Source organism: Acinetobacter sp. S40 (assembly GCF_016624705.1).
In the GTDB taxonomy this organism is placed as follows: domain Bacteria; phylum Pseudomonadota; class Gammaproteobacteria; order Pseudomonadales; family Moraxellaceae; genus Acinetobacter.
Window position 1 is genome coordinate 361,704 of sequence record NZ_JACVTU010000002.1, and the last position, 22,219, is coordinate 383,922.

Here is a 22,219-nt window from a genome sequence, read left to right on the forward strand (position 1 = left end):
GCCAAAAAAGCACAACGTAAACATTCAATCTGAGTGGATAATGATTTTTTAAGACTTTTAAGTGAAATATTTTATTTGTTTCAATTTAGACGTTTTATGAATTACTCATCCCCAGAGTTAACCACTAGACTTAGATCAGACTGATACACAGCAGTGATTTCACAAACGGAATTTATCGTTTTTTATTTTTTACTTACTTTGGCCCACCAGAGCAAAGTGAAATTCAGGATTTTAGGATCACCCTTGATATGGAATTACGTCACCTACGCTATTTTATTATGGTTGCAGAAGAGCTTAACTTTAGCAAAGCTGCCTTACGTCTCTATACAGCCCAACCTTCTTTGAGCCAGCAAATTAAAGATCTCGAAGATGAAGTTGGTGTTAAACTTTTACACCGTACTAAACGCAAAGTAGAACTGACTGAGGAAGGCAGTGTTTTTTTAGAACAAGCACGGCTGACACTGGCTCAAGCAGACAAAACCATTGCAATGGCCAGACAAGTATCTAAACTCAAAAAACAGCAGCTCACAGTGGGTTTTGTGCCTGTGGTTGAAATGAAAGTTTTTCCCTATGTGCTTCCAAATCTGCGTATTCAGAATCCTGAACTTAAAATTTCATTACTCAGTATGAATAATACCGAACAAATGGAGGCACTAAAAAAAGGTGAAATTGATATTGCCTTTATGCGGGATAATTTAAACACGGACGAAATTCAAAGCCAATTTGTTCTACGGGAGCCACTTATTTTATTACTCCCTAAGGATCATCCATTGACTAAATACGATCGCGTACCTATCAAAGCATTGCATCATATTGACTTTATTATTCCTGCATCAAAACAGTCAGCTGTTTTACATAAAACAATTTTAGAGTTTGCTGAATTACATCATATTAAATTAAATATTGTTCAACAGGCCGATAATATTCTATTTAATATTAATTCGATTGGGATGGGACTGGGTTGCGGTATTTTACCTAGCTATATTGCCCCATTGACATTGAATAATATTGTGACACGTCCTTTAGATGTAGATTTACCTCATCTGGATTTATTTGTCAGTTATCGTAAAGATGCCGTATCAACGGGAGTAAAAGCGTTTATTGATTTACTGAGTAAAGTTTTTTATTTGGATATTAATAGAACCTAGCTTTTATTAGGTTATACCAAAGTCTATATATTGATAATGAATGATTAGAACGAAATATTTTTCGTCCTAATCTTTTTAGGATTTATGTCACATTATGTTTTGCTAAATATTGTTTAATAATCTGATTAAACTCATCCGCTTTTTCAACTTGTGACCAATGACCACACTGGCTAAAAATATGGGCATCCGCATAAGGGACAATATTTAAAATATCCCATGTACGAGACACCGGAATCACCACATCCTGTACACCATGAATCAGCAAAACAGGAATATCAATCGTCTTCATTTTGTCAAAATCCAGCGGAAACTCAAAACGATCACGATCACGCGCACCGACTACATCCATCAGACGATCGGATGCATAATCATTTTTAGCGGCATTAAAACGGACTTTGACCAGTTCGTCAGTGACCAAAGATTTGTCTACCACAAACATTTCCAGAGTTTTGCGGATACCCGATTCAGTCAACTCAGGATTAGCATGGGCTTTCAGTGCTGCGGTTTGTTTTGCTCCACCTGTACCCATTGAAACGATGCCTAGCACACGCTCTGGATAATCCATTACAAACTGAAATGCTAGCCAACCACCTAAAGAATTCCCGACTAACCATGTTTTTTCTATGCCCAATGCATCCAGTACGCGCACAGCATGATCGACCCATGCCCGAATACCATAAGCTGTGCCTTCTGCAACCACAGTCTGACCATAACCAATAGAATCAATCGCAATACAGCGAGCCTGTTCAGCAATTTGCGGTAAATTCAACCACCAATTTGCTGCGGCTGATACACCTGTTCCCGAACCATGCAAAAATAAAAGTGGGGTGCCTTCGCCTATCTCATGATAATGCGTCAATTCACCTACTGCTGTTTCAATCCATTTATCTTCCAGACCAAAAAAAGGATCTGTTTTATATTCGGGGATTTGCACTGTACCCATATCATTCCTCGTGTCATTTCCAAAGCATGCTAAAAAACAGCTGCCTTAAATCAGTGGATTTAATGTCCTTACCAGACCATCTTACTCGCTATTTAACGACTAACTGATACTTCTTTATGATCAGTTGAGACAAAAAAAATATTAATAACCAACTGTTATTTAAATAAATTTATTGATTAAAAAGTATAAGTGTAAGTCGTTGCAATACGATGTTCCTGTAAGTCGCTCGGCTGGCCTGCAATATTGTCAAAATCGACATTAATGTACATCCATTGGAAGCCTAGACCTTTCAATTTTCCTTCTGGAACTACATAGTTCAAAATAAAATTGAATTCGGCTTCCTTACCTTTTCCTGTTAATGCACTGGATTCGTAATTCGAGTCGACATTCCAACCATGCCAATATTTTGCAGTCGTTTTCAAACCTTTTAGACCTAACTCATTAAAGTCATAGCTATAGGTAAATCCAACTGATTTTTCATGTTTACGGACGAAGCTGACCACAGACCAATTGTCCAGATAGGGCTGTGGCACCCAGCCTGCAAGTGATGGAAAGTAAGGTGCACCTGTGGCTGCACTTCCATTTTGGCCCTGATCTCCAAACATTTGCTGATAGGACAAACCAAAGCTATGAGCGCCATACGTCAACATTGAACCAAACGATAATGCTTGATTGTCAATATCTCCATATAAAGCATCACCAGACTCAGCATTGTCAAAAAGACGTACATGCGTATCAAGCTTGAATCGATCATAGTTATTTTTATAATTCATACCCAAATAATTTTGGCGATAGATATTGGTAACATCTCCATAAAAGTAGCTTGCAGACCAATGATTATTAAACTGATAATCTATACCCGCAACGTACATACCATCGGTTTTTCCATCATTATTCAAAGGCTTTGGCCATAGCCCAAAATCCATAGGCTGATTTTCATAACGCGCATTAATACTATCCAAATAACCTAATGTTAATTTAGTATTTTTAATGTCTTTAGACTCTAACCATACCCCGTTATAAGTCGTTAATAACTGGCGTGAAGGGTCAAATACCACCACAGGTGTAATAGGCAAAATCTCACCGACCCGCAATTCGGTCTGGCTTATTTTGGCTTTGAGTGTAGCCCCAATTTTACCAAAATCACGGTCTTGCTGACCTGTGCCCGTGCCTGAAACACCGTTATAGGGTAGTACCCAGTCTGCATTGCGATCACGGCCATCCAGACGTACCGCATACTGGGCCAATACATCTATACCCAGTTGCACATTACCGACTTGTGCATAACCAGATTTAGCATCCAATGTGGCTGCCTGTGACCAGCTTCCCCAATTTTTTGCTGGTGTAGCGTTATATTGACGATCCAAATAAAAATTTTTAAATTTAAGCTGAATTTGACTATCTTCAATAAAGTCAGCAAAACTAGTCGTTGTGGCTGTGGCAGTCATTGCACACATTATTGCTGTCCATAATGTTTGACGATACATCGCGTATTTTCCTGAACATTCCATGTGGAGAACGGCTATGATGCTGAACTCTATTTTTTTGAAAAATTCGACTAGAGTATTAATTATTTGAAACTTTTTTTCGGCATTACTTAAAAATGATGATTTCCACCAAGGTCTTATATTTTTAATAGATGACTTTCTACAATAAAATATGAAAATATTAATACTATATCCATTTGTTATTTATAAATAATATGCAAATTTATGGCCAAAATACAATCAAATATTATTTTTTTAATCGTTTTTTTCTTTAAATACATTCCGATATTTTTAATCCTCTCTTTTTTATTTTTATATAAAAAAACACTTATATCTGATTTATTTTATATAACTCAATCTATTAAAAACAAAAAAGCACTCATTTGAGTGCTTTTATTTATTGATTATATTTTAAACTTTTAGCTCTTTTGCTTTTGCCAAAGTCAAAGCCACATCAACAATCATGTCTTCCTGACCACCCACCATTCGGCGTTTACCCAGTTCAACCAAAATATCAAATGCCGATAGTCCATATTTGGCGGCAGCGACTTCGGTATGACGTAAAAAGCTTGAATAGACACCTGCATAACCCAGTGCTAAAGTTTCGCGGTCTACACGAACTGGTCGCTCCTGCAATGGACGCACAATATCTTCAGCTGCATCAATCAATCCTTTGACATCACAGCCATGATTTAGCCCCATACGCTCAATTGCAGCAATGAACACTTCTAACGGCGCATTTCCTGCGCCTGCGCCCATCCCTGTTAAACTGGCATCAATACGGTTACAACCATGTTCTAGGGCAACAATACTGTTTGCAACTCCAAGACTTAAATTATGATGCGCATGCATGCCTGTTTCTGTTGCAGGATCAAGTACATCTTTCATTGCTTTAAAACGATCCGCGATATCATACATATTCATCGCACCGCCCGAATCCACCACATAAATGCATTGGGCTCCGTAGCTTTCCATGAGCTTACCTTGTTGCGCCAAGCCTTCTGGGGTATTCATATGGCTCATCATTAGAAAGCCAACGGTATCCATACCTAATTCTCTAGCATATTCAATGTGCTGACGAGAAACATCTGCTTCAGTACAGTGCGTTGCGACACGTACTACACGCGCACCGGCGTCATAAGCTGCTTTTAAATCATGAACCGTACCAATGCCCGGCAATAATAAAGTTGCTACTTTGGCCTGCTTCACTTCACTAGCAACAGCTTCTATCCATTCTAGGTCTGTATGTGCACCAAAACCATAGTTAAAGCTTGAACCTTGCAAACCATCACCATGTGCAACTTCAATACTATCTACACCTGCTTCATCCAGTGCACGAGCAATCTGGCGAACCTGATCAAGTGAATATTGATGACGAACTGCATGCATCCCATCACGTAAAGTCACATCGGAAACATATATTTTTCTTTGCTGATCAATCATGTTACCTGCTCCTTATGCGGTCTTTTTACTTAAATGGGTTTCTGCAAAGCGTTCAGCAGCAGCTAAGGCTGCACTGGTCATAATATCCAGATTGCCTGCATAAGCAGGTAAATAATGTGCTGCGCCTTCTACCTCAAGAAAAATCGAAACTTTTAGGCCTGGCATTTTGCCCAACCCAGGAATATTCAATGCATGAGCTTCATCAAATCGTTCAAATTGTACTTCCTGCTTCAAACGATAACCCGGGACATAAGCATGTACGGCTTCTGCCATTTTATTCACCGACACCCGAATGGCATCCTGATCTGCGTCTTTATCAGCCAGACAATATACTGTGTCACGCATCATTAAAGGTGGTTCAGCTGGATTTAATACGATAATAGCTTTACCTTTTTGCGCCCCCCCTACTTCTTCAATTGCTTTAGAGGTGGTTTCGGTAAATTCATCAATATTGGCACGTGTTCCCGGACCAGCAGATTTACTGGCAATAGAAGCAATAATTTCTGCGTAATGAACTTTTGCTACCTGAGATACGGCATGTACCATCGGAATGGTGGCTTGTCCGCCACAGGTCACCATATTAATATTGGCTGCATCCAGATGTTCATCGAGATTAACCACAGGAATCACATAAGGACCGATTGCTGCTGGTGTCAAATCAATGACTTGAATTCCATGCTGCTGCAACACGGCATTATGACGAGCATGGGCATTTGCAGAAGTCGCATCAAATGCAATGCGAATCTCAATAAAACATGGTAATTTTAACAGCCCTTCGATCCCTTCAGCTGTGGTTTCCACCCCAAAACGAGCCGCACGAGCCAGACCATCTGAATTGGGGTCAATCCCAACCATTGCACCAACTTCAAGTTGTTTTGAATTACGCATGATTTTAATCATGAGGTCTGTTCCGATATTGCCAGAACCGATAATGGCACATTTAATTTTTTGCATATTCTTTATCCTGTTACTTGGCAAATATTGCGGTCACGGGGTCAAAACCTTCGATTTCAACTTTAAATTCATCGCCCGGTTGAACCACCACCATTGGGCCTAATGCACCCGTGAGTACAATGTCTCCCGCTCTGAGAGGTCTCCCGCGACGTACCATTTCATCTGCCAACCAAATTGCTGCATTGAGAGGATTTGCCAGACATGCTTTTCCTACGCCTTGTGACACAATTTCACTGCTACGTGTCATAATCATTTTGCAATTTACAAGATCAAGTTGATCTAACTTGACAGGTCGTGATCCCAACACAAAAGCTGCACTAGAAGCATTGTCTGCCACCGTATCAATTAACGAAATTTTCCAATTTTCGATTCGGCTATCTACGACCTCAATAGCAGCTAAAGCGTAGTCAGTTGCACTAATAATATCGGCATAAGTATGGCGGCTTTGAGTTAAATCAGTTTTAAGAACCAAGGCAATTTCAGCTTCAACTTTAGGCTGAATCAACTGATGGGTAGGAATAACTTCACCATCACCATAAGCCATGTCGGCAAACAACATGCCAAAATCAGGCTGATCTACACCAAGCTGCGACTGGACAACTTTCGACGTTAATCCAATCTTACGCCCGACTAAACGACGTCCTTCTGAAAGTGCGCGATGAGTATTAATTTCCTGTACCGCATAGGCGATGTCTACGTTTGCCTGATCATCCCCCAACTCAGTTCGAATGGGAGCAATAGCAATTTTTGAGAATTCAGCTTGTCTTAAAGCCAAGGCAACCGATTCAATAACAGCAGAGTTTGACATTCATCTTTCCTTAAACTGCAAAATTGAACGCATACCGTTTTAAGGAGGACAAATGAGAAAATTGCCATCAAACAATTCGGATAAATTCAATTCCTTGTTTTATCCAGATATCCACCTAAAGCAGCGTTTATTTAAAACAGACTAAGCATGAAAAAAACGACCATTAAATGCCAATACTTATTTTGTTTCATACAATCGTTTTTATTTATAATCATTCTACAAGCTTAATTGTGATGTCAATGATTGAAATAAATTGAGACTGGTCTTCTCCAGTCCCAAGATATCGTGTAGATGGCTTTAACTAAAGCGGGTTGCAATTTGTGATCTTGATTTTTTTAGATGATTAATCAGGAGTAATGATCCAGCAGCACAGAATGCAGGGATTGCTAAAATACTTAGAATTTCAAAGCTGGATAAATTTAAAGACATGAGCCATCCCCCCATAATCGACCCAACGATTGATCCAGAACGTCCTACAGCGTTAGCCCAACTCACTCCTGTTGCACGACAATGCGTCGGATAAAAACTTGATGCAAATGCATTTGCTCCTACTTGAGAACCACTAATACCTGCCCCCACACCAAACATGGCAAACATTAATAAAATAATATTGCTCTGCTCAATACCAAATCCCAGACAAATCAGAAAAATACCACCAAACACATAAGCTGTACTTAGAATTTTTGTCGCATCCATTTTATCCATCAATAAGCCTAAAATAATTGCGCCCAACGTTCCCCCAATTTGAAAAATCGAAGTCAACCACGATGCATTGGATAAATTAAAGCCTTGGTTGGTGAGTAAAGTCGGCATCCAGCTTGAAATCATATAAATAATGAGCAGACTCATAAAAAAGGTAAACCAGATTAAAAACGTGCCAAAGGCAAAGCCTTTATTAAATAAATCTTTTAAACTCGATTTTTCTACTTCATTGACTGTTGGAACCAAAGTCGGAATGGTTTTAAGATGGGGTGCAATACGGCGAATAATTTTTTCAATTTGCTGAACACTTTTCTTTTTGAGTACTAAAAAACGAATTGACTCAGGTAATAAAAAATACAAGAACGGGACTGTGGCTAATGGCAGTACCCCTCCTATCAATAAAATTCCATGCCAGCCAATATAGGGAAGTAATTGTGCAGAAAGAATTCCACCTAAAGCAGATCCAACTGTAAAGCCACAAAACATTAACGTGACTAGATTAGAACGTCTGGACGTGGGTGCATATTCAGAGGTTAAGGTGATTGCGTTGGGTAAGGCTCCCCCTAAGCCAAGCCCTGTCAAAAAACGCCAAACAATCAGGGTATGTAAATCAGGTGAAAAAGAAGCAAATACGCTGGTTAGACCAAACATAATGACTGAACCAATCAAAATCGGTTTACGTCCTAATTTGTCAGATAACGGCCCAAAGATTAATGCCCCTGCCATGAGGCCAAATAAACCTGCACCAAATAATGGAGCAAGATCTGTGGCATGTAGTGCCCATTCTGCTTTGAGTGCTGGTGCAATAAACCCTACTGCGGCTGTATCAAAACCATCAATAGCTACAATTAAAAAACATAACCACATAATCAGTTTTTGTAGTGTGGATAATGGAATTTCATCAATAAAGCTTTGTACGTCTATAGAATTCTGAGACATAAGTCCTCCCTGCGCCAATAAATTGGCGTATATGCATTCCTTAGCAAAGGCACTCAGCTATATTTATTATTGCGACTGAGTGCCTATTCGAATCAATCAGATCATGAGGATTTATTGCACGTTGACCGTAATTCCAGTCAAGCCGTCAATGTCTGCACGCATTACATCCCCTTTCACCACAGCACCGACCCCCTCAGGAGTACCTGTAAAAATTAAATCGCCTGCTTTTAGCTCAAATAAAGTTGATAAATTGGCAATTGTTTCTGCAACTGACCAGATTAGATGACTGATATCACTGCGCTGTTTTGTTGCATCATTTACCGTTAAATGAATATCAGCCTGATTGAGTTCGCCAGTTTGTTGAATAGAATGGATGGGACCAATCGGTGCAGAAAAATCAAATGCCTTACCAATTTCCCATGGACGGCCTTTCTCACGCATGCCCATCTGTAAATCCCGACGAGTCATGTCTAACCCCACCGCATAGCCATAGATATAGTTGACGGCATCTTCTACAGATACGTTTTTGGCATCTTTACCTATTGCAACCACCAGCTCAATCTCATAGTGAAAGTTCGAAGTTTCAGTCGGATATGGAATATTGACTGGATCTGTGTTCACGGGAACAATTGATTCCAAATCATTGGGTTTACAAAAGAAAAATGGTGGTTCACGATCTGGATCAAAACCCATTTCACGCGCATGTGCAGCATAATTGCGTCCAACGCAATACACGCGGCGCACAGGAAACTTATATTCTGAACCATGAATGAAAAGACCCGCAGTGGTCATCGGCTGAAAAATAAATGACATGTTTATATTCCTTCTCTTACTCTACTCACACTTTAAAATGCATCGCCCTGTTGTTCAGGTGCAGCTTTTTGAAATGCTTCTAGTGTCATGCAATGTTGATAAATTTCATTAATGTTGGGATATGCCGATAAATCGACGTTAAAACGCTGTGCAGAAACCACTTGTGGAACTAAATAAGCATCCGCAATCGTAGCCTGATTGCCATAACAGAATTTTTCACGCGTTAGATCTTCGGACAGAATTTGCTCTAAAGCCTGAAAACCATCTTGAATCCACTTCGCACACCATGCATTAATCTGTGCATCGTTGAGTTCAAAGTTCTGACGTAGATGCTCTAAAACACGTTTGTTATTTAAAGGATGGATATCGCATCCAATTAATGCTGCAATGGCACGCACCCGCTCACGGCCCACTACATCTGTTGGAAGTAATGCAGGCTCAGGATACTGCTCTTCCAGCCATTCAATTATGGCGGGACTTTGCAAAAGCGTTTCTGAGGTGGTCGCAAGTACGGGAACAAAACCCTGCGGATTTAACGCTTTAAAATCAGCCTGATGATGCTCATTTTTGGCTAGTGAGATATAAACCGCTTCATAGGCTACGCCTTTTAAATTCAGTGTAATTCTAGTACGATGCGATGTCCCACTCCGGAAAAAACTATACAATTTCATGCTGCATGTCCTTGATAGTTTTTCACCGCATCTAAACAGTTATTAACATTCCAGCCATATAACCATTCCATAGCATCATAAAAACGCTCAGTCGGACGATTACGCCATAAATCATTACGAACCAGCCGCTTAACACCCGCTGCGTGATAAATTTTACCCATTTCACGTGATGACAAAACGATCCGTGCTGTACGCGCTACACGAGCTTTTTGGTAAATATCAAATGCCTGAAGAATATCGTTATTCGTGCTACGCAATGCTTCACCCAGCGTTACTGCATCTTCCATCGCCATACATGCGCCCTGCGCCATATATTGGGTTGTCGGATGAGCCGCATCACCAAGTAAAGTCACGCGACCAAACGTCCAGGTATCAATTGGTTCGCGATCTGCAGTTGCCCACCGACGCCAACTTTTTGGCAATTCGATCAGTTGCCGTGCTTTCGGACAAATTTCCTGAAAATAAGACAGTACTTCTTCTTTAGAACCGTCCGTTACGCCCCATTGTTCGTGTTCACGACTATGGAATGTAACGACAACATTGTATTCTTTACCACCACGTAATGGATAATGCACAAGATGGCAATTTGGCCCCACCCAGATACTGGCAGCATTCCATTTCAAATCTTCTGGAAATTCATTTTCAGGCACAACAGCACGATAAACCACATGACCTGTGACTAATGCAGGGTCACCCACGAACGTTTCGCGTACAATCGACTTAACACCATCTGCACCAATGAGGGCCTGACCCTGATATTGTTTGCCATTCTGATCAGTTATAGTGACCGTTGAATCATCTTGCTCCACTTTTTTGATCTGACAATTAGTGATAATTTCTAAATTGCCATAATTTTTTGCGCCTTCCACCAATGAACCGTGAATATCGGCTCGATGGATCACTGCATAGGGATTTCCAAAACGTTCACGAAATTTTTCATCAGTGGGAATTTTACCTATCTGATATTCATCCAATGCATCATGCATCACCATATAATCGGTATAGACTGCTTTACCACGGGCAATCTCTCCAATTCCAAGCGCATCAAAAGCATGAAATGCATTTGGTCCTAATTGAATTCCAGCTCCAATTTCACCAATTTCTGGGGCTTGCTCGAATACTTGCACCTTAAAGCCTTGTTTGGCCAAAGCCAGTGCTGCTGCAAATCCACCAATACCACCACCCGCAATTAAAATCGGTTGTTGTTGAGTATTTGACATGATTTATATCCTTATAAATATTCTGATCAGTGACGTTCACGCACTGAATACAAACCTAATTTCCGCTGTAAAGGAGCTTCATCTGCAACGAACAGATAACATGGCTGATCCGAGCTATTGATTAAATCAATATATGCAAAACACGGTGCACAAGATGTATCCGCTTTGCCCAAATTGAAATTTTTATGATCGATCCTAAGTTGTAATTGACCATCAATCACATGAAAAATTTGAGCAGTAGAACGTGGTTGCAATTGAACAGTTTCATTTGGACGCAGCATTAAAGCGGAATATCCAATAATATTCTGACAATCATTTCCGGTTTCTGGGTTGATATAAGTGACCTGTATAGGTGCTTGATGGTTTTTATCTTCAGCCAATGCATTCAAGACTTTTTTCGTATCTTTCCATGCATAACGCATCATCGGATAAGAAGCATTTTCACGAATAAAATGCGTGGTTGGTACAATACCCGCACCATAATGATGTGCATTACCCGCACTCACCACTTTCTGAAGCTCACCCGGTTGTACATAAGATGCTTCGATGTAATACACTAGCGGTAAATCCAGAACATCTAGCCAAATCACTGGCTCATCACCATCATGTCCATGTTCATGCCAAAGTCCTGATGGAGTAAGAATTAAATCCCCATGTTCCATCATGCATTTCTGCCCCTCAACAGTAGTATAGGCTCCCTCACCCTCCACAATTAAACGCACTGCATTTGGTGTATGACGATGGGATGGCGCCCATTCTTTCGGTAATAAAAGCTGCATGCCCAAGTACATAACCGAACTCGCTTTCATATTTTCAAGACCGTGTCCTGGATTAGCTAAAACCAGCACCCGTCGTTCAGCCTTTTCAATAGGAGTTAATTCCCCTGCTTCTAACAGTAATGGTTTGATATCTTTAAAATACCATGCAGTGGCTTGAGTCTGAGGCATCGGTTTATGCGGCGGTAATACATTCCGCAGGCTAGGCCATAAAGGTACAAGATTTGATTCTTCAAGTTGACCAAGATAACGTTTTGGCAAGTCATCCAGTGTTGCTAACTGTTCCATTGCTGATCCTCTTTTTACTGCTCAACAGCACAATTCTTTTGTGAACTGTCTGAGACAAGTCTTCCGTGTTCATCAATGTAACAATCAAAAATTGTTGAATCCATGCACAAAAAAGAATAGTCTGTATTGATAATATCAATACAAGGATTCATGGGTTGTTTGATTTAGATACTAGACTTTTACAAATATTCTTTGAAATTTATAAACATAACAGTGTTTCTAAAGCGGCTGAACAATTAAATATTGGTCAACCCACCTTAAGTATTGCCTTAAATAAATTACGGGAACATTTTAAGGATCAACTGTTTGTAAGAATTGAAAATAAGATGCAACCAACTGAATTATCTAAACAAATTTATCCTTTAGTAGTGGAAATCTTAAATCGGTTAAAGTTAGTACAAAGTTATAATATTGAATTTGATCCCCAAACATCGAATTATCAGTTCCGAATTAGCATGACAGATATCAGCCATCTGGTTTTATTACCTAAACTGATTAATTATTTACGTGAAAATGCTCCCAATATTCGACTGGAAATTATACCGATTACTGCGGATACTCCTGTGCTCATGTCGAATGGAGAAATTGATTTAGCTATTGGTTTTTTACCCCAATTAGAAGCGGGTTTTTATCAACAAACCTTATTTCAACAACATTATGTCTGTATTGCCAGTCAAAATCACCCACGACTAACTGGCCCCACATTATCAGATGAAGAGTTTCGTCAAGAATTACATATCGACATTTTTGCAACTGGTGGACATTATGTATTGGAACATGAGTTGCAAAAACTGGGGGTTAATCGAAATATTTTACTTCGTTTACCGAGCTATTTGGGAGTTGGTCTTGTGGTACAAGACACAGACGCGATAGCAACTATTCCGCACTATTTGAGCCAACTACTTTTAGTCAGGGGCAATTTGCAAATATTAGAGCTGCCCTATCATTTTCCAACCTATAGCGTTAAACAACATTGGCATTCAAGAGCTCATAAAACTCCAAGTAACCAATGGTTGAGACAAATATGTTTCCACTTATTTTGTCAATAATTCTCAGAGGAAATATTAACTAAAAATAGATATAAAAATTATGCTATGACGAGTTTCATGTCATAAATTCGAATTTTAACAACCTACTCTTTAAATTTTAGCGAGTGGCCTTTTCATACATCTTGGTCACTCTTCGCTTAAGAAAAAGACATTGAACAAAAAATTTAGATTTTTAATTCATGGGGTATTAAAGCTTTAAAACGGACTGTAATGCTGGTCGCTCCATTAATCTCTCGAACCATAAGTCAATCGCCTGAAATTTTAGTGATTGATCAATGGGCAGATTTTTCCAAGTATACATATAACTGCCTAAAGCAATATCTGCTATAGAAAAATATTCGCCTGCAATAAATAACCGAAACTCTAGATGCTGATTCAAAACATTTAACTTTACGTCCAGCTCTTGCAGAGCCTGCTGCAATAAACTCATGTTTCTTTGGGCAAGAGGCAATTTTATTGTATGCATCATGATCATTTTAAAAATAGGACTCATTCCGCCTAGACACCAATCCATCCATTTCTCAGCCGCATAACGCTGCTCAATATCACTAATGAATAAACCTTTTTGAGCATATTTTTCTGCCAAGAAGCGTAAAATGGTATGGGATTCCCATAACGTAAAATCTCCATCTTGAAGACAGGGCACTAAACCATTTGGATTGAGTTGTAAATATTCAGTAGTATTTACAATCTCAAATGGCCCTCCAGCCTGAATATGCTCAAATTTGAGTTCTAACTCATTTAAACACCATAGTATTTTTCGAACATTGGTGGAGTTTGTACGTCCCCAAAGTGTAATCATTTTTCACCTCAAATCGGGTCGTTGACGTTCAATCAATAAGCCAACTCACCTTGTCATTACTCAGCATTTTTAAATTCACTTTCAATGTGATTTGCTGCTTTTGTTAAAATTTCCACAATCGTTTCAACATGAATCAAATTAAAGCGTTTAACAGAACCCACAATACTTAATGCAAGAGGAAATGCCTTTGTAGAGTAAATAATGGGAACTGCCAATGCACCTAAATGAGGCTCTAACTCTCCTTTAGACAAGTAATAACCCTGTTTTTTAATTTGGTTCAATTTTTCTAAAAATTCGGCTTCAGTTTCGACAAATCCACTCGAAATAAAGTGCTCGTGATATTTCTGGAAAATGGCTTTCTGTATTTTCATTGCCGTATTTGCCAAAATAATTTTGGGCGCCGCACCGACATAAGCAGGTCGTGGACGACCTCTTCCATATGCCAATAACGATGAGTCTTTATAACTTTCATGATGAATATCAATACAATAATCTTCATAAAATTGCGTTAGACAGCAACTAAATTCTGTTTGCTCGACGATATCCAGCATTAAAGGAATTGATAACCGAAGTATGGGATTAGATTGTTGTGAAATATAATCCATAACAGAAATTTTAGGTCCAAAGGTATATTGACCACCATACAATCTTTGTAGAAGCCCATGCGCAACTAAATCTTTAATATAACGATACCCGGTGGGTTTTGAAAAATTCAATTTTTCACAAATAATGTCTGCATCCAAAACAGGTTCTTCTATAGAAAATAAAGTGAGAATATTTAGCATGTTATTGGATGTAGACATTGCACGCTCAGCTTAATTCATAGACATCAGTTGACGCATTTTACCTTCCCACTCGGCTCTTTGGCAAAAACCCGGTAACCTTTTAGCATGATTTTCAACTTCAGCCATCAGTTCATCTGCATCTTTGCTTAAATCTAACGGAATCTTCATGGGTTGCGATACATACCAAGGCGTATCAATAAATAATTCAAGACGGTTCCCTTCAGGATCTGGCGCATAAAAAGAAATCGCATTGCCATGAGTAATCGGATCTACATGAGGAATTTGCAACTCTACAAATTTGGCATAAAGCTTTTGTAAAGTTTCTAAACTATCCGCCTCTAGGGAAATTTGATTAATCGGATTGAAGATTGATTCTTCAGGCCGGCCTGTTGCTAACACAATCTGATGATGCGCTTTTGGATCACGGCTTAGAAAAACCAATTGCACTTCACCACGAGGTGTATCGAGTTTTCCACGATCCGTCACAAAAAAACCGAGAATTTCAGTATAAAACTGCTCCATCTTGGTCATGTGAGTGACATAGATTCCGATATGGCTAAATTTAAGTCCTTTCATGTTTTTCTCAATAATTGATAAAAATGTTGACACAAAATATATTGTTTGCCAATATTATGTCAATTGTTATTATTTATTGATAATAACATAAACAACACAAGGAAGATTTCCATGAAATTATTAAGCTTCAGCATCCACGGTCAATCATCATTTGGTTTAATTAAGGATCAATCCGTTATTGATCTCAAAAAGTATTTCTCAGATAAATACGTCGATTTAAAAAGTTTATTAGCTGAAGATAATTTTCTTGAAATCTTAACATCTGTTAAAAATGCACCTGTTGACTACTCACTCGAAGACATTCAATTTGAACCCGTCATTCCAAATCCTGAACAAATTTTCTGTATTGGTTTGAATTATGCTGACCACGTGCAAGAAACTCAGCGTGAAATCACTGAAAAACCTATGATTTTCTTTAGACTTGCGCCATCACAAGTCGGTCACAACCAACCTTTATTACGTCCAGTCGAAACAGAACAGTTTGATTACGAAGGGGAAATTGCGATTGTCATTGGAAAAGGAGGTCGCCGTATTCCTAAAGAACAGGCATGGGATCATATTGCTGGCTATTCATGCTACAACGATGGTTCAGTTCGTGACTGGCAGCGCCATACAGCCCAATGGGGGCCAGGTAAAAATTTCTTCCAGACGGGTGGTTTTGGTCCTTGGTTAGTAACAACTGATGAAATTAAAGCAAATGAAACTATGACCCTGATTACTCGTGTGAATGGTCAGGAATTACAACGCGCTCAAACCACTCAGCTTATCCACGATATTCCTTCTTTGATTAACTATATTTCTACCTTTACTCCATTAAGCGCTGGCGATGTGATTGTCAGTGGCACCCCAGGTGGTATTGGTTTGAAACGTAATCCACCTGTTTTACTTCAAGAAGGCGATATTGTTGAAATTGAAGTAGATAAAGTCGGAATCCTGAAAAATATCGTAAAAAATGAAGGTTAATTCGAATGGGGGCTTTAACAATAAAGCCTCTTTCACTCAGGAGGAGTAAAAATGGAATTAAAACAACATTATGATATTGCCATTGTGGGTTATGGGCCAACAGGTGTAACACTCGCCAATTTATTAGTAAAACAGGGTTTAAACGTTTTAGTTTTAGAACGTGAACCACAAATTTTGCAGCTACCACGTGCTATCCGTTTTGATGCCGAATGTATGCGGGTATTTCAAACGATTGGTGTTGCTGAGAAATTGCAAAAAGAACTAGTACCCGGCCCTGGCATGAAATTTGTTGATGCAGAAGGAAATTTACTGATTACTTGGGAAAGACCCACTCAGAAAGGTATACATCAATGGAGTTCAGCCTATCGAATTCATCAACCTGATTTGGAAGCCACATTACGCGAGCATGTAGAACGTCATCCTTTATTGACGCTTAAACTACGTCATGAAGTTTACAAAATTGATGAACAGCCTGAGCAATGCACATTATTTTTTGAAAACTTAGCCAATGGCACACTACATCAGGCTACAGCGAAGTTCGTAGTAGGTTGTGATGGCGCACGCTCATTAATCCGTCGACTAATTGGAACAACATTTGAAGATTTAAATTTGCATAGCCGTTGGCTGGTTGTAGATTTTATTGTTAAAAATAATAGTAATGATCTAGGTGACTATAGTATCCAATTCTGTGATCCACAACGTCCTATGAGTTATATCAAAGGCACGGGACAAAGATTACGTTGGGAAATTATGGTGATGCCAGAAGATGATGTTCAAAAACTAACCCAGACTGAAACCATCTGGCAATTGCTGTCAGCATATATTCAACCTGAAAACGCAGAGATTGAACGAGCTGCTGTCTATACTTTTCATGCTTTACTTGCCAAACAATGGTACAAAGATCGTTTGATTATTGCAGGTGATGCAGCACACCAGACTCCCCCATTTATGGGACAAGGTATGGCAGCCGGAATTCGTGATGCAGCTAATTTAGCTTGGAAATTAAAACAAATGGTAAGTGATGATCAGCATAGTGATCTGATCGAAAGCTATCATTCGGAACGCATTTCTCACGTCAAAGAGTTTATTGAAGGTGCAGTTAGTTTTGGAAAAATCATTCAAAATTATTGCGGAGACCACGAATATCAGCAACAAGTTTCCCAATTAAAAAACTTCATTACCCCGACCCCAAAATTAGGTAAAGGATTTATTCAGCAGACAGAAGAAATTAATGGTCAGATTGCACCCCAATTCATTTTAGCTCAACAACAACTCAGTGATGATGTTGCGGGCTATCACTTCTGTTTGTTTGTTCTACCTGAGTTTCAGTCAGAAATTGAAGAACTTGAGCTACATGAGCTTGAACACTTCACTATTATCTATGCAAATTGTCCAGAAATTATGCAATGGCTTCGTGAAAATCATACACACGCCATTTTAATCCGACCTGATCGTTATATTTTTGGCAAGGCATCTTCCCAACAAAGTATCGAACAACTCATCAAGGCAACACATTTATACGACGTGATTACACATTAACTCTTAGGCGATACAAATCGCCTATCCATATCGTGTTCAAAGGAAGAAACTATGGATTCACAACAAATTGGAATTCAGGTCACTGCTGTGCCTGAAAAAAATCAGAAATTAGAAAATACAGTACAAAAAGTAAGACGTAAACTTTTGTATTTTCTATTAATACTGTTCATTTTTTCATTTTTAGATCGTATTAATATTGGTTTTGTCGGCAAACAGCTCAGTGCAGATTTGGGATTGACCGCGTTGAGTTTTGGTTTGGCCAATACTATTTTTTATATCTTTTATATCTGTTTTGGCATTCCAAGTAATTTAATGCTAAAGAAATTTGGCACCAAGTTGTGGATTGGAACCATTATTATCGTGTGGGGTATTGCATCGAGCTGTACCGCATTTGCAACGGATGAAAAATCTCTCTACATCATTCGAGCTATTGTGGGTATTGCTGAGGCAGGTTTTATGCCTGGCATGTTACTGTATTTGACTCAATGGTTTCCTACCTCACACCGCTCTCGTGCTAATGCGATTTTCATGTTGGCAATGCCATTTACTGCGATGTTTGGTGCTGTTATTACCGGTTATATTTTAAACTTGCATGATTGGCATGGCTTTTCTGGTTGGCAATGGGTGTTTTTACTAGAAGGTTTGCCATGTATCATTCTTGGATTTTTAGTCTATGCGAAATTACCCAATACACCTAAAGATGCCAAGTGGTTAGATGAAGAAGAAAAACAGGTACTGATTCAAGCCCTAGAAGAAGAAAAGCTGCAAAATAAAACTATTCTTCAGCAGACTCAACAAAATGCTGCCATGCTTCCTTCAACATGGGCCTTTTTAAATCGCTCAATCGTACGTTGTGCAATAGTTTATTTCTGTATCGTAACCACATGCGGCATGGTCAATATTTGGGTTCCGCAAATTGTTTCAGCTTCGCTACCCAATCTAAGTTCTGTTGCACACGGAATTATTGTGGCAATCCCCCATCTGGTTACCATTATTGCTTTATTTTTTCTGTGCTATCGCTCGGACAAAACTCAGGAAAGATATTGGCATACTTTCTTCCCAATGCTATTTGGTTTCATCGGTTGGCTAATGGCAGCCTATTTACAAGCTCCAGTACTACAAATTATAGGGTTGTGTTTAGCATGTATGGCAGGCTTCAGCACTATGGGAATTTTCTGGGCATTTGCTGATGAAAGTTTATCCAGTGATCACAAGGCCATTGGTATTGCGTTTATTAATGCTTGTGGAAACTCAGCGACTATTGTGAGCTCTTTCTTAATTGGTTTCCTTAAAGATCTTACCCATTCTTTTGCTACAGGCATGGTGTATGGCAGTGTCTTAATGCTTCTAGGCGCAATCATTATGTTGACATTTACCATAAAAATAGTCCCGCAAAAAGATTTGGTAAAAGGACATATTTAATATGAATAAAATTCATCATTCAGCTTATGAATTACTTCAATCCATTCCAGACGGTGCAACCATTCTTATTGGTGGTTTTGGTACAGCTGGTCAGCCCGCGGAACTGATTGATCATTTAATTGAAACAGGCGCTGAAGATTTAACCATTGTCTGTAACAACGCAGGTAATGGGGATTATGGATTAGCCAAATTACTAAAAGCAGGTCGTGTCAAAAAAATGGTTTGCTCTTTTCCCCGTCAGTCAGACTCATGGGTATTTGATGAATTATATCGTGCAGGAAAAATTGAGCTCGAACTCGTACCACAGGGCAATCTTGCTTGTCGTATTCAGGCCGCGGGTATGGGCTTGGGCGCAGTATTTACGCCTACAGGTTATGGAACGTTACTCGCCGAAGGGAAAGAAACACGCCATATCGATGGCAAAGACTATGTACTTGAGCTTCCTATTAAAGCAGATTTTGCTTTGATTAAAGCGCATAAAGGTGACCGTTGGGGCAATTTGATTTACAACAAATCAGCACGAAATTTTGGCCCAATCATGGCCATGGCTGCCGCAATAACCATCGCCCAAGTTGCTGAGGTTGTTGAGTTAGGAGAGCTTGATCCTGAACATATCGTCACTCCGGGCATTTTTGTTCAGCATGTTGTGCACTGTTGAATACAGCACCTTTAATGAAATGAATGCATTCATTCTTAAGTAAAATTTTTGAATACGTGGAATCAAAATGACCTATCAAAAATTAACACGTGACCAGATTGCTGCACGTGTTGCACAAGATATTCCAGAGGGTTCATATGTGAATCTAGGGATTGGGATACCGACACGCATTGCAAAATATCTTCCTCAAGATAAGGAAATTTTCCTGCATTCTGAAAATGGTTTACTGGCTTTTGGTCCTCCAGCAAAACATGGCGAAGAAGATCCCGATCTAATTAATGCAGGAAAAGAATTTGTCACCATGCTCACTGGTGGTTGTTTTTTTCATCATGGAGATTCTTTCGCCATGATGCGAGGGGGTCATCTTGATATTTGCGTGCTTGGTGCTTTTCAAATCGCGGCCAATGGGGACCTAGCAAATTGGCATACGGGTATTGCCGATGATATTCCAGCAGTGGGCGGTGCAATGGATCTGGCCGTAGGTGCAAAAAAAGTGTTTGTGACTACCGAACACATCACTAAAAATGGTGAAGCCAAAATTGTGAAACAGCTCAGTTATCCGTTGACAGGAAAGCGCTGTGTTGACCGTATTTATACTGATCTTTGTGTCATAGAGATTGAGGACGAAGGTCTTAAAGTCATTGAAATGATTGAAGGCTTAGATTTTGAAAATTTACAGTCCTTAACCGATGCACCTTTAATCAATATGATCTCAAAGAAGATGTAAATAGTCATCTCAAAAATCTGAATGTTTTGGCCGTTTGAAAGCGGAATTTCAAGGGGCCTGATTCAAAAACTACAATATTTTTCAGGAAGAAAACATGAAACTTAACTCAGTCCTTTTGGGGATAATAGCAACGTCTTGCCTAAATTCTGTAGTGCATGCTGATTTTGTAAAAGATACAACAGCAAATCTATATTTAAAAAATTTCTATTTTGATCGTAATTTTGATGATGCCAATAGCAAGGACTTAAGTAACTGGTCGCAAGCAGCAACACTCACAATAAATTCTGGCTATACAGATACACCGTTACAGCTTGGTTTGGATTTATCTGCCCGTTACGCGTATCGTTTAAGTTCCGCAAAAAATATTGTAGATAATGTCATGCCTTATGATGCATCCAAACAGCAACAGGCACAGGATCAACTTAAACTAGGAGCAACAGCTAAATTTAAATATTCTGATACTGAACTAAAAATAGGTGAAGTGATTCCCAAACTTCCAATTGTACATACGGATGTTGCAATGCAACTACCCACCACTTTTTTAGGAGGTATTTTAGAATCAAAAGACTTCGCAAATACCAAAATTACCGCAGGTCGTTTAACGAAAGTCAGTGGGCGAAATGCTGAAGACTATTATAAGTTCCAATTAACAAATGGTAAAAATAAAGCACAATCTGATGCACTGGATTTTGTAGGGCTGGATTATGATTTTAATGATCAGCAAATTCGTTATTTCTATGCAAAATTAGAAGATATTTATGACCAACATTTTCTAAGCTATGAGTTTCGACATAACTTCAACGCCACTATCCATTTAAAGTCAAACTTTTATCTATTTGACACCAAAGAGTCAGGCGATGCGTTAGAAGGGAAACTTGATAATCAAGTATATGCGACCATTCATATGCTGAATTATGGCAATCATACCTTTGGACTTGGCTATAAATATGTAGGAGGTGACAATGCTTTTCCCCTATTGGCAAACTGGGTTCCTCAAGTTTATTCGGCTAATTGGTCAGTGGGAACATTTATGCAACAAGATGAACGTTCGTGGCAAGTGCGCTATGATTATGATTTCAAAGACACGCCATTGAATGGTTTAAAGAGTATTATCCGCTACTATGATGGCGATCATATTAAAACCAACACTGGCAATAACGGGACAGAAAAAGAGTTTGATCTGATCTTAAATTATGATTTTCAACAGCTTCAATTAAAAGGTTTAGGAATCTCTTGGTTATATGCTGATTATAAAAACTCTGTCTCCAAAGATTACATCGAAAATAGACTAGGACTGTATTACACTTATAAGTTCTAGATTGATATATAATAGCTACAAATATTAATTTTGAAGCAGCTTAAACGCTTTAGTGTGAGTATCAGTATGCTTACTGACACTAAAGCTTGAGTGCGTTTAATAATTTTTTCTTTCACCAATCGCTTTTTGTTTTAGCTCATACGATTTATAAATTTGCTAAAAATAGACTTACTTTGGCTATCTGTAAG

21 protein-coding genes are annotated in these 22,219 nt (G+C 39.0%); 8 read left to right on the plus strand and 13 right to left on the minus strand.

The genetic code is table 11. From position 1 onward, the window contains the following. Nucleotides 1-248 precede the first annotated feature (248 nt). Nucleotides 249-1,148: a DNA-binding transcriptional regulator HcaR gene (gene hcaR, locus IAE19_RS04320; RefSeq protein ID WP_200459700.1), complete on the plus strand. Its 900-nt coding sequence runs from the start codon at nt 249-251 to the stop codon at nt 1,146-1,148. Between the two features lie 82 nt (nt 1,149-1,230). Here hcaR and IAE19_RS04325 read toward each other — a convergent pair whose 3' ends face one another. The 10 genes from IAE19_RS04325 to IAE19_RS04370 form a co-directional block, all read right to left on the minus strand. Further along, the gene (locus IAE19_RS04325) at nt 1,231-2,091 is read right to left on the minus strand and encodes an alpha/beta fold hydrolase (protein WP_200459701.1); all 861 of its coding nucleotides are present in this window, start codon (nt 2,089-2,091) and stop codon (nt 1,231-1,233) included. Between the two features lie 176 nt (nt 2,092-2,267). Continuing rightward, nucleotides 2,268-3,578, minus strand: a complete 1,311-nt coding sequence (locus IAE19_RS04330) for an OprD family outer membrane porin (protein WP_200459702.1) — start codon at nt 3,576-3,578, stop codon at nt 2,268-2,270. Between the two features lie 411 nt (nt 3,579-3,989). Then, nucleotides 3,990-5,021 carry a 4-hydroxy-2-oxovalerate aldolase gene (gene dmpG, locus IAE19_RS04335; RefSeq protein WP_200459703.1) on the minus strand — a complete coding sequence of 344 codons (1,032 nt, stop codon included), beginning with the start codon at nt 5,019-5,021 and terminating at the stop codon, nt 3,990-3,992. A gap of 12 nt (nt 5,022-5,033) precedes the next feature. Then, a complete protein-coding gene (locus IAE19_RS04340) occupies nt 5,034-5,975 on the minus strand; it encodes an acetaldehyde dehydrogenase (acetylating) (protein WP_200459704.1) in 942 nt (313 codons plus the stop codon). Nucleotides 5,976-5,988: 13 nt separating this feature from the next. Then, nucleotides 5,989-6,783 (minus strand): 2-keto-4-pentenoate hydratase, encoded by a 795-nt coding sequence (locus IAE19_RS04345; RefSeq protein ID WP_200459705.1) that lies wholly within the window; start codon nt 6,781-6,783, stop codon nt 5,989-5,991. Between the two features lie 297 nt (nt 6,784-7,080). Continuing rightward, the gene (locus IAE19_RS04350; protein WP_200459706.1) at nt 7,081-8,424 is read right to left on the minus strand and encodes an MFS transporter; all 1,344 of its coding nucleotides are present in this window, start codon (nt 8,422-8,424) and stop codon (nt 7,081-7,083) included. Nucleotides 8,425-8,535: 111 nt separating this feature from the next. Then, on the minus strand, nt 8,536-9,237 hold the full coding sequence (locus IAE19_RS04355) for a fumarylacetoacetate hydrolase family protein (protein WP_200459707.1): 702 nt from the start codon (nt 9,235-9,237) through the stop codon (nt 8,536-8,538). A 32-nt stretch (nt 9,238-9,269) separates the two neighbouring features. Further along, a complete protein-coding gene (maiA, locus tag IAE19_RS04360; RefSeq protein WP_200459708.1) occupies nt 9,270-9,908 on the minus strand; it encodes a maleylacetoacetate isomerase in 639 nt (212 codons plus the stop codon). Beyond that, nucleotides 9,905-11,128, minus strand: coding sequence for a 3-hydroxybenzoate 6-monooxygenase (locus IAE19_RS04365; protein ID WP_200459709.1), 1,224 nt, complete (start codon nt 11,126-11,128; stop codon nt 9,905-9,907). The genes maiA and IAE19_RS04365 overlap by 4 nt, the downstream gene beginning before the upstream one ends. A gap of 26 nt (nt 11,129-11,154) precedes the next feature. Beyond that, nucleotides 11,155-12,192 (minus strand): cupin domain-containing protein, encoded by a 1,038-nt coding sequence (locus IAE19_RS04370; RefSeq protein ID WP_200459710.1) that lies wholly within the window; start codon nt 12,190-12,192, stop codon nt 11,155-11,157. Nucleotides 12,193-12,347: 155 nt separating this feature from the next. Here IAE19_RS04370 and IAE19_RS04375 point away from each other — a divergent pair, with 155 nt between their 5' ends. Continuing rightward, nucleotides 12,348-13,241, plus strand: coding sequence for a LysR family transcriptional regulator (locus IAE19_RS04375; protein ID WP_200459711.1), 894 nt, complete (start codon nt 12,348-12,350; stop codon nt 13,239-13,241). Between the two features lie 187 nt (nt 13,242-13,428). Here the strand turns inward: IAE19_RS04375 and IAE19_RS04380 are convergent, their stop codons facing one another. The 3 genes from IAE19_RS04380 to IAE19_RS04390 are packed head-to-tail and all read right to left on the minus strand — an operon-like array spanning nt 13,429 to nt 15,404. Further along, nucleotides 13,429-14,043 (minus strand): glutathione S-transferase family protein, encoded by a 615-nt coding sequence (locus IAE19_RS04380; RefSeq protein WP_200459712.1) that lies wholly within the window; start codon nt 14,041-14,043, stop codon nt 13,429-13,431. Nucleotides 14,044-14,099: 56 nt separating this feature from the next. Next, nucleotides 14,100-14,846 (minus strand): IclR family transcriptional regulator, encoded by a 747-nt coding sequence (locus IAE19_RS04385; protein WP_200459713.1) that lies wholly within the window; start codon nt 14,844-14,846, stop codon nt 14,100-14,102. A 12-nt stretch (nt 14,847-14,858) separates the two neighbouring features. Next, nucleotides 14,859-15,404, minus strand: a complete 546-nt coding sequence (locus IAE19_RS04390) for a VOC family protein (protein ID WP_200459714.1) — start codon at nt 15,402-15,404, stop codon at nt 14,859-14,861. A gap of 111 nt (nt 15,405-15,515) precedes the next feature. Between IAE19_RS04390 and IAE19_RS04395 the strand changes: the two genes are divergently transcribed. The 6 genes from IAE19_RS04395 (at nt 15,516) to IAE19_RS04420 (ending at nt 22,031) form a co-directional block, all read left to right on the plus strand. Then, nucleotides 15,516-16,367, plus strand: coding sequence for a fumarylacetoacetate hydrolase family protein (locus IAE19_RS04395; RefSeq protein WP_200459715.1), 852 nt, complete (start codon nt 15,516-15,518; stop codon nt 16,365-16,367). A 51-nt stretch (nt 16,368-16,418) separates the two neighbouring features. Then, on the plus strand, nt 16,419-17,906 hold the full coding sequence (locus tag IAE19_RS04400; protein ID WP_200459716.1) for a bifunctional 3-(3-hydroxy-phenyl)propionate/3-hydroxycinnamic acid hydroxylase: 1,488 nt from the start codon (nt 16,419-16,421) through the stop codon (nt 17,904-17,906). Between the two features lie 51 nt (nt 17,907-17,957). After that, nucleotides 17,958-19,328: an MFS transporter gene (locus tag IAE19_RS04405; RefSeq protein ID WP_200459717.1), complete on the plus strand. Its 1,371-nt coding sequence runs from the start codon at nt 17,958-17,960 to the stop codon at nt 19,326-19,328. A gap of 1 nt (nt 19,329) precedes the next feature. Then, a complete protein-coding gene (locus tag IAE19_RS04410; protein WP_200459718.1) occupies nt 19,330-19,986 on the plus strand; it encodes a 3-oxoacid CoA-transferase subunit A in 657 nt (218 codons plus the stop codon). Between the two features lie 67 nt (nt 19,987-20,053). After that, nucleotides 20,054-20,713, plus strand: coding sequence for a 3-oxoacid CoA-transferase subunit B (locus IAE19_RS04415; protein ID WP_200459719.1), 660 nt, complete (start codon nt 20,054-20,056; stop codon nt 20,711-20,713). 94 nt (nt 20,714-20,807) lie between these two features. Beyond that, entirely contained in the window at nt 20,808-22,031 is a 1,224-nt protein-coding gene (locus IAE19_RS04420; protein ID WP_200459720.1) for an OprD family outer membrane porin, read from the plus strand. Nucleotides 22,032-22,219 lie beyond the last annotated feature (188 nt).